Annotated in this window: 6 protein-coding genes and 1 pseudogene; 1 reads left to right on the top strand and 6 read right to left on the bottom strand. The window is 43.1% G+C overall.

The annotated features are described in order from the left end of the window. Nucleotides 1–149: 149 nt before the first annotated feature. Nucleotides 150–746, top strand: a complete 597-nt coding sequence (locus tag B3R91_RS00300) for a hypothetical protein (protein WP_201604278.1) — start codon at nucleotides 150–152, stop codon at nucleotides 744–746. Nucleotides 747–976: 230 nt separating this feature from the next. On the opposite strand, the gene B3R91_RS00295 is transcribed toward B3R91_RS00300, so the two are convergent. The 6 genes and pseudogenes from B3R91_RS00295 to B3R91_RS00270 all read right to left on the bottom strand — a co-directional run. Beyond that, on the bottom strand, nucleotides 977–1,129 hold the full coding sequence (locus B3R91_RS00295) for a hypothetical protein (protein ID WP_201604277.1): 153 nt from the start codon (nucleotides 1,127–1,129) through the stop codon (nucleotides 977–979). A 1,066-nt stretch (nucleotides 1,130–2,195) separates the two neighbouring features. After that, nucleotides 2,196–3,878, bottom strand: a complete 1,683-nt coding sequence (locus tag B3R91_RS00290; protein WP_102076556.1) for an NAD-dependent malic enzyme — start codon at nucleotides 3,876–3,878, stop codon at nucleotides 2,196–2,198. A 359-nt stretch (nucleotides 3,879–4,237) separates the two neighbouring features. Next, the gene (locus B3R91_RS00285; RefSeq protein WP_414707471.1) at nucleotides 4,238–5,296 is read right to left on the bottom strand and encodes a CaiB/BaiF CoA transferase family protein; all 1,059 of its coding nucleotides are present in this window, start codon (nucleotides 5,294–5,296) and stop codon (nucleotides 4,238–4,240) included. A gap of 4 nt (nucleotides 5,297–5,300) precedes the next feature. After that, complete coding sequence (locus tag B3R91_RS00280; RefSeq protein WP_286795721.1) at nucleotides 5,301–7,484, bottom strand: 3-hydroxyacyl-CoA dehydrogenase NAD-binding domain-containing protein; 2,184 nt, start codon at nucleotides 7,482–7,484, stop codon at nucleotides 5,301–5,303. A 78-nt stretch (nucleotides 7,485–7,562) separates the two neighbouring features. Further along, nucleotides 7,563–8,771 (bottom strand): acetyl-CoA C-acetyltransferase, encoded by a 1,209-nt coding sequence (locus B3R91_RS00275; protein ID WP_286795720.1) that lies wholly within the window; start codon nucleotides 8,769–8,771, stop codon nucleotides 7,563–7,565. Between the two features lie 81 nt (nucleotides 8,772–8,852). Then, a pseudogene (locus B3R91_RS00270) lies at nucleotides 8,853–9,062 on the bottom strand (acyl-CoA dehydrogenase family protein); the annotation flags it as partial. Between the last annotated feature and the right edge of the window lie 18 nt (nucleotides 9,063–9,080).

Below are 9,080 nucleotides of genomic sequence, written 5' to 3'. Positions count from 1 at the left end.
ACAACTACCTTGAAAAACTCCGTGCCTAATCTTTCCTAGTATTTTTATAAGGTAATTCGTTTAATAGTAACAAGTTTTTTATTGCGTTTCATTCTTAAACTGCACTCTGAGTATGTGCAATAATAATAGTCAAAAGTTAGGGGATGCTTATGCAAGAATTACTACAGTTGCCTTTACAAGTACAGGCCACACTAGTTTCTGGCTATATCGGTTATGTCTTACTTAGGCGCGACCATAGAAAGACTGAAAAGCTAGTTGATGTGTGGATGCTTATACTAGTGTTGGGGCTGCCAACTGCTCTAACAGTTCAGCTATGGGATTCACCGTATGCTTATTTTGCTATACCCTCAGGGCTGTTGATTGCATACTTGTGGCTGACATGGGGTGAAGAAAAGTGGAGAGATTTTCTATATAAAAGAAATGTGAGTAACACTCTAAATTTAGGAGATGTATGGAAAACGCTATCTTCACATAAAAAAGTAGGAGCACTACAAGTTAAGCTATACCACAAAGATGGTACTTGTTATGCTTGTAATAATACAGTTGATTTTGTAGGTGAGCCATTTGCGCCCTTTACTATGGATGACGATGGAATTGCCTTTTATGTAACGCATATTGCAAAAAAAGATGGAGATTGGGTAGAAGAGGATGACGTCAAGCTAGCAGATGATCTTGGTAGTATGGTTACTTACTTCCCTAGAGAAGACATCAAACTCTTAGAAATGCGTTATGTTAAAAAAAATTAAACGTATTATTTTTTTGGTTTCTTGAGAGGTGGTAGCGCGCTGGTTGGCGGTGTTGGTCTTTGCCCAATTGATGCATCACCTAAAGATCCGCTTACAGAACCTCCTCGATCGGATTTTATTTTACGATCTGAATCAGAACTATTGTTACTTGAGTTCCCCATGATTTTGTCCTATTGATTTCAATGAGTTTATAATCATAACTAAGGTTTACTGCTACCGAGGTGAGTATGCTATTTTTTAGGTTTTTTAAGTTCTGGTATTTGACTAGAAGGAGGAGGTGGTTGCTGTCCCTTATTGCTTAATGGCCACGAACCTTTGTCTGACTCGATACCAGAGCCTATTCTACCTTCTGAATTTGTACCACCATTTTTTGGATCACTCATTCTTACTTCCTTATAATATAGTCTGATAAATAAAGTACTTATAAAACCCCACTCTCAACTTGTTTTTCTAAGGTATTGGTTTACTTAGTTTTTAAAATTTCAGTTAAAACAATTAGAATTTTAAATTCTATAAAAATCAAAAGCCTACGATAAGTTGAGATTGGCGTTTATAAACGTTTTTAATTTATGCCATACAACTGCGAATGTAAAGGCTTAACTTAAGTCTTTTACTCGATATAATAACAAACATCCATGAATCATATTATGATTTGAGGTTTGCGATAACATAGCCCGCTAATCAATCTACGAAAAAGAGAAGCTAATGCAGTTGGAGCATAAAAGCAATTATAATTGGACGTTAATTTATAGCACCTATTCCAACATGTTCTGACAAGTGAATGTCAAAGCATTGAGGAAAGACTATATTATGATGGCATTACGCAAGGTCATCAATCTTATGGAAATGCATTAATTTTAGTTGAGGTTTGTAAATAACAAAAATTAACATGTTTATATTCTTACTTTTTACTGCGTAGATTTAGGCTAACAACAATATTAAATTGTTGGTATAACCGTTGGTATAACCGTTGGTATAATGAAAAATATTTTTAAATAAAATTAATTGAATCAATAACTTGATATTTTAATGTGGTTGATACTGGGCCTACCACATTTTAAATCAGGCTTGTTCGCAGCGATGCAGCAAGCCTTTTTTTATGGGAATTTTAGAAATGTCAGAACATATAGGTAGATGGCAAACTATATAGAAATTAATACCATGACGTTGGTATAAAAATAATAAAAAGCTACCTAAGAAACCAAAAAGCCCTCTACGCTATATAAAATAGTATAGAGGGCTTTTACGATTTTAATGAATGATTGATAACTATAAAAAGACGCCGCTGCGCCTGCTGAACTAATTGCTTTTTTATGCTAAACCAAATCAGCCGCAACCGACCAACTGTATTTAGCAAATTTCAGTTAGCGTTCAAGCAAGGACATGCCCTAGCCTAGAACCAGCTATCTACTATTTATTTATCATTTACCTATAAACACCTTCTAAAAACTAGAAAGAAGTACGACGATAATTGCGATATTCAGGCAACCAAAAATTCGCTTCCAGTCGGCGCTGTAGGTTCTCCGCTGTGATAGGTAATGCCAGCTTATCTTGGACCGCTTGCAGTGCCACTTCATAGGCTATTTTTTTACTGATCTCTTTAATAACTTTAATTGGCGGTAGTATGGCGCCGGGCGCTTTTTCGTACTCCATTGATATATCTGCAAGCGCTTGGCTTGCCGCCATTAACATATTGTCGCTGATACCTCTCGCCCTTGCTGCGAGAACACCAAGACCGATACCAGGAAATATATAGCTGTTATTACATTGAGAAACCTCAAAAGACTGACCGTTAAAAGTGGTATGAGCAAAAGGACTACCCGTTGCGATAATGGCGCGACCACGGCTCCAGTTCATCACTTCTTGCGGTGTGGCTTCCACACGAGAGGTCGGGTTTGAAAGCGGTAGTACAATTGGGTGTTCAGTATTAGCACATAAGGACTCGATCACCTCTTGAGTAAACAAACCTTTTTGTCCACTCACGCCGAACAATACCGTTATTTTTGCTTGTTTCACCACTTGCGCTAAACCGAGTTTTTGACTCTTATCCCAATGCTCAATTGCTGATTGTTTTTGCACCAGTGGCTCTTGGAATTTTTGTAGCTCTGTCATGCTATCGATGAGCAAACCGTAACGGTCAACCATAAATACTTGGCTGCGCGCTTGCTCTTCGGTTAAGCCTTCGCGCTGCATTTGGCGAATGATATGCTCAGCAATACCGCAGCCCGCAGAACCTGCCCCTAAGAAAGCTATTTTTTGCTGACTGAGTTTTTGCCCTTTATTGAGGCACGCGGCAATCAAAGCACCGACCGAAACCGCAGCAGTCCCTTGAATATCATCATTGAAACAGCATAACTGGTCACGATATCTGTTTAATAACGGGGTGGCGTTTCCCTGTGCAAAATCTTCAAATTGTAATAACACCTCTGGCCAACGACGCTTAACGGCTTGAATAAATAAATCGACAAATTCATTATATTCATCGCCAGAGATGCGTGGATTCCTCCAACCCATATACATAGGATCGTCAAGTAGCTGTTGGTTATTGGTACCGACATCTAACAAAATAGGCAGACAGTAAGCGGGACTAATGCCACCGCAAGCTGTGTACAACGCTAATTTGCCAATTGGAATGCCCATACCACCAATACCTTGGTCGCCAAGACCCAATATACGCTCACCATCAGTGACAACGATTACTTTAACATTCTGTTTGGTGGCGTTTTGCAGCATATCGTCGATTTTATGACGCTCAGGGTAGGAGATAAATAAGCCCCGTTTCCGGCGATAAATTTGCGAGAACTTTTCACAAGCTTGACCAACCGTTGGCGTGTAGATGAGCGGCATGACTTCCTCAATATGCTGCTCAACCAGATGATGAAACAAGGTCTCATTGGTATCTTGTATATTACGCAAATAAATGTGCTTATCCATCGTATTGGTAAATGAACGCAGTTGGTGATAAGCCCGCAGAGACTGCTCTTCAATCGTCTCAATGTTGTGTGGTAATAGCCCTGTTAAATTAAAGCTATCGCGTTCTTCTGATGAAAAAGCACTACCTTTATTCAATAAAGAGGTTTCTAATAGCGCGGGGCCAGCAATAGGAATATATAAGGGACGCTTGTTTGACATAATAAAATCTTCTTATTAAGGACGTATGAGTGAAAACGATGCTAGGGCTGCATTATACCTAGCATCCGCTCATGTTTAACAATAGATAACAAATCATTTTGAGTCAGTACGGCTTTAAACTTGATTGCTTATACATTTGCCTAGAAATACTGCCGTTTTCTCTAAAATTGCATGCAATAAGTCGATTACCGCGCCAATAGTGATAAGTTCATAAAGGGGTTAACGCAAAAGAGGAATGTTTTTTCAGTCGCTTAAGAATGCCGTAGATGCTAAAAATATAATGGCTAAGAGATTAAGTGGCTAAATGATTAAGCTATTAACTGATTCACTAACAATGCTGTTACTTCAGCTTCATTACCTTACTGCCAACCCAGTGTCGCCCCATACTCATCTTGATGGGCAAATAAAGGATGTGCTCTTGCCTCCTCTAAACTCAATACTGGCGTGACGCACACATCGTTGGATGCAAAAACCTGCTGCCAATGGCTTAAAGGCTGATTGGCAAAGGTATCGGCAACCACTTGTGCTGCCTCTTGGCTGGCCTTAGTATTGGGCATAACCCCACACTGCCAATGCACATCTTTAATTTCAGGCAATTCTAATATTTCACACAGCCCTTGCCAGAATTTTAGCTCTAGTGAACCCACCGCCATATGGCGATCATCGGAAGTTCTGTACAACCGATAACAAGGCAATAAACCGCCTAAGAAATCCTGTTGCGGCTCTGGGTTTTTGCCAGAAAAGCTGGCCACCAGTTTTCCAGTCGCTTTTGGCATGACCAGATGCTGATACAAGCTGTGCGTCATACTGACCGCAACGTGGCGACCTTTCCCCGTACGCTGGGCTGCAAATACAGCCGCTAATAGAGCAATCACCGCCGTGTCACTGCCGCCTGCTAAGTCTGCAAACTGAACATTGGGCATTGCCTGCTCGCCATCTGCCGTCTTGAGCTGGTCAAGCACCCCGCTCATCGCCATAAAATTGATATCATGACCGGCTTTATGCGCCCAATCATGAGTGATGCCATCGCTATTAGCCATGCCATAGCCCGTAATCGATACCATGACCAGCTTTGGATTAATGGCATGCAAGGTTTTGGCATCAAGCCCCATGCCTTCTAATACCTCAGGGCGAAAGCTATCGAGCATCACGTCGCTATCCTTGATTTGCGCTTTGATAGTCTCAATACCTTGCGAGTCACGAAAGTCAACTTTTAAAGTGGTTTTGCCATGATTAAGGGCGGTAAACAAATCCCCAAAAGCGCGGGCTGGATCGCCATTGAGTGGTTCAATCTTAATAATGTCCGCGCCTAAGTCCGCAAGCAATCTGGTCGCAAATGGCCCAGGCAGGTTGCGCGTTAAATCAATGACGCGCAGCCCTTGTAAGCAGTCTTTCATAGCATCCGCTTGATTAACCATCGATTCAGTCATCTGAGAAAACCTCGCCTTTTGCCGCCATTGCCACTAATATCTGCGCAGGCTCAAAACGTGCGCCATATTTCTGTGCCAGCTCACGACTACGCGCGACAAATTTATCGACGCCTACTGAGTTGATAAACTGTAGCGTCCCCCCTTGGTTTGGCGCAAAACCCCAACCAAAAATCGAGCCGATATTGGCGTCAGCTACCGTACGGACAACATTTTCTTCATAGCATTTCGCAGTCTCGTTGGCTTGCACGTAAAGTAGACGGTCTACCAAGTCTTGCTGCGAGGGCTGCTCATCTGTCGTTGGATACAGTTCAGTGAGCTCAGACCATAGATGTTTTTCACCATTCTCTGGATAATCATAAAAACCTTTAGACACCTTTTTACCTTCGCGGCCAAATTCTTTGACCATTTTTTCTACTACTAACATCGCAGGATGCGGCGTAAAAGTCTTACCTTCTGCCTCCATTGCCTTTTTAGTCTGCTCCATCACGTGTAGTGACAGGCTGAGTGACACCTCATCTTGCAGTGCCAGCGGCGGCATCGGCATACCAGACTTCATACCAGCCACTTCTATACTGCGAGGATGAACACCTTCAGCTAACATGGCAATGCCTTCTGACACATAAGTGCCAAAAACACGTGATGTATAAAATCCGCGGCTGTCATTGACAACGATGGGCGTCTTGCCAATTTGGCCAACATAATCAAAACCTGTTGCTAGCGTGGCATCGTCGGTTTTTTCACCAACGATAATCTCAACGAGTGGCATCTTATCAACCGGTGAGAAGAAATGCAGACCGATAAACTGGTTCGGGCGTTTGCTGGCTTTAGCAAGCTCAGTGATTGGCAAGGTTGAGGTGTTAGAAGCATAAAAGGCAGTCTCTGGAATAACGGCTTCAGATTGTCGCGTACATTCCGCTTTAATATCAATGTCTTCAAAAACAGCTTCAATGATTAAATCACAGCCTTCTAAATCATCATAAGACGTGGTGGTCTTGATAAGGTCTAATAATGCTTGTTTTTTGGCCTCTGTTGAACGTCCTCGGCTGATGGCTTTGTCTAGCAGCTTAGTAGAGTGGCTTTTGCCTTTTTCGGCACCTTCAATGGCCGTATCGAGCAATACCACTTCCATACCTGCTTTAGCTGAAACGTAAGCGATACCAGCGCCCATCATGCCAGCACCTAAAATACCGACTTTGCTGACTTTATATTTTTCAAACCCTTGCGGGCGTGATTGTCCTTTTTTAATGCTATTGAGCTGCGTCCAAAGGCTATTAATCATGTTTTTGGATACGTCTGATAACACGCAGGCGACAAAAAAACGCGACTCGATTTTAAGGCCGTTGTCGATATCGGTTAAGCAGCCTTCAAACACACTAGATAAAATATGGGTAATCGCAGGATAGTTGCCGTGGGATTTTTGATTGGCCATCGCTGGGGCCATAGAAAATACTTGCACCACTTTTGGATGATTGCTGTCACCGCCTGGGATTTTAAAGCCTTTATTGTCCCATGGTTGCTGCGCTTTTGGATTGTCATTAATCCACGCTTTTGCTTTACTGATAAGCTCGTCATTGTCATGAGCCACGTCATCAATAAAGCCAATTTCTAGCGCTTGCTGTGGACGCAGCACTTTACCTTGGGTCATCAGCTCAAGGGCTTTTTGAATACCAATCAGACGTGGCAAACGCTGCGTACCACCGCCGCCGGGTAGCAAGCCAAGCTTAACTTCTGGCAAACCCAGCTTGGTTGTAGACGAGGTTTTTGGTGAGTAGATAGCAATACGATAATGACAGGCTAAGGCAAGCTCAAGACCGCCACCAAGCGCCGTACCCGTAATGGCAGCAACGACTGGCTTACCAGAAGTTTCAAGTTTACGTAGGCTAGTTTTTAAGTCCTCAACCAAAGCAAACGTTTGCTCGGCCGTTTCAATAGTAGCCAATTGGTCAATATCTGCGCCAACCACAAAGGTTGATTTACCAGACGTTAGAATTAGGCCTTTTGCGTCCTGGTCATTGATAAAAGCATCCGTTATTGTAGCAAAGGCTTCATTAAAGCTCTCTCCAATGACATTCATCTTACGCTCGGTTTGGTCGATAGTGACGGTGATAATTCCATTATCAGATTGGGCAGAAAAATTCTTTAATGCATTGATGGCATCTACGCTATTGGTGCTCATTTTAAATCCTTGTTAATTGATGAAGCTATACGATTAATCATCCATAATCATTTTTATAATCGTTTTTGCTACATGTTTTTATACGCGCTCAATGATAGTTGCAATTCCCATACCGCCGCCGACGCATAGCGTAACCATGGCGGTCTTTAAATCGCGGCGCTCAAGCTCATCAAGTACCGTCGTCATCAGCATCGCACCTGTTGCGCCGAGTGGGTGACCCATCGCAATCGCGCCGCCATTAACATTGACTTTATCTAATGAAATACCAAAGTCGCTAGCGGTGTTCATCGGAACAGCAGCAAAGGCTTCGTTTATCTCCCATAGGTCGATATCAGACGCTTGCATACCTGCTTTATCTAGCGCTTTTTTACAAGCTGGTGTCGGACCTGTCAGCATAATAGAAGGCTCTGAGCCAATGACCGCTGCCATAGTAATCTTCGCTCGCGGCTTAAGTCCAGCTTTGCCACCAGCGGCCGCACTACCGATAAGACAGATAGCAGCACCATCGACGATACCTGATGAGTTGCCAGCATGATGCACGTGGTTTACTTTTTCAATCGTGGTGTATTTATCCAAAATAACGCTATCAAAACCCATCTGACCGGGCATAGCAAAAGACGGATTGAGCTTTGCTAAAGTGGCAACATCAGTATTTGGACGAATGGTTTCGTCTTTGTCTAATAGTAATAAACCATTAATATCCTTAACAGGCACCACTGATTTATCAAAATAGCCTTTTTCCCAAGCGGCGGCGGCTCTTCTATGTGACTCGGTGGCAAACTCATCAACATCGCTGCGGCTAAAGCCCTTTAGGGTCGCGATAGTATCAGCGCCAACCCCTTGTGGGACAAAACCAGTAGCATCATTAACGCGTGGATCCATATACCAAGCACCGCCATCTGAGCCCATCGGTACGCGGCTCATAGACTCAACGCCGCCCGCTACAACCATGTCCTCCATACCGGACATGACTTTGGCAGCAGCAAGGTTGATAGATTCAAGGCCTGAGGCGCAGTAGCGTGACAATGTCACCCCTGCTACACGTTGATCCCAGCCTGCATCGAGAGCAGCGATACGAGCGATATCTGAGCCTTGCTCACCGACTGGCGTCACACAACCCAGCACGATATCGTCGACGAGGCTGGTATCTAAGTGATGACGCTGCTGCATCTCTTTAAGTAGCGTACGTGTCAACCAAATCGGCGATGCTTGATGCAAAGCGCCATCCTTTTTTCCTTTACCACGTGGAGTGCGGATCGCATCATAGATATAAGCGGTCTGGGTCATAATAAATCCCTTTAATTTTTAAGTAGCTAGTTTTAAATAAGGAAGTGTTGAGAAGCGCGCATTCTGCTCACTCATAAGCGATTACATAAAGCGCGAGGCCAGCTCTTTCATGATTTCATTAGTGCCGCCGTAGATTTTTTGTACGCGAGCATCGGCATACATACGAGCAATTGGGTACTCTGACATATAACCGTAACCACCAAATAACTGTAAGCATTCATCCATCGTTTTACACTGTTTTTCTGTCACCCAGTACTTGATTAAGGATGCTTGCGCGGCGTCAAGCTTACCGTTCCAAAAATCTTACTC

The sequence above is a fragment of the Psychrobacter sp. UBA6291 genome, from assembly GCF_002439405.1.
In the GTDB taxonomy this organism is placed as follows: domain Bacteria; phylum Pseudomonadota; class Gammaproteobacteria; order Pseudomonadales; family Moraxellaceae; genus Psychrobacter; species Psychrobacter faecalis.
Note: the sequence above shows the minus strand (reverse complement) of the source record. Positions and strands in the feature narration are given on the sequence as shown.

What these genes read in the sequence shown, in the direction of transcription:
- B3R91_RS00300 (WP_201604278.1), top strand. Translation starts at nt 150, where the DNA reads ATGCAAGAATTACTACAGTTGCCTTTACAAGTACAGGCCACACTAGTT.
- B3R91_RS00295 (WP_201604277.1), bottom strand. Translation starts at nt 1,129, where the DNA reads ATGAGTGATCCAAAAAATGGTGGTACAAATTCAGAAGGTAGAATAGGC.
- B3R91_RS00290 (WP_102076556.1), bottom strand. Translation starts at nt 3,878, where the DNA reads ATGTCAAACAAGCGTCCCTTATATATTCCTATTGCTGGCCCCGCGCTA.
- B3R91_RS00285 (WP_414707471.1), bottom strand. Translation starts at nt 5,296, where the DNA reads ATGGTTAATCAAGCGGATGCTATGAAAGACTGCTTACAAGGGCTGCGC.
- B3R91_RS00280 (WP_286795721.1), bottom strand. Translation starts at nt 7,484, where the DNA reads ATGAGCACCAATAGCGTAGATGCCATCAATGCATTAAAGAATTTTTCT.
- B3R91_RS00275 (WP_286795720.1), bottom strand. Translation starts at nt 8,771, where the DNA reads ATGACCCAGACCGCTTATATCTATGATGCGATCCGCACTCCACGTGGT.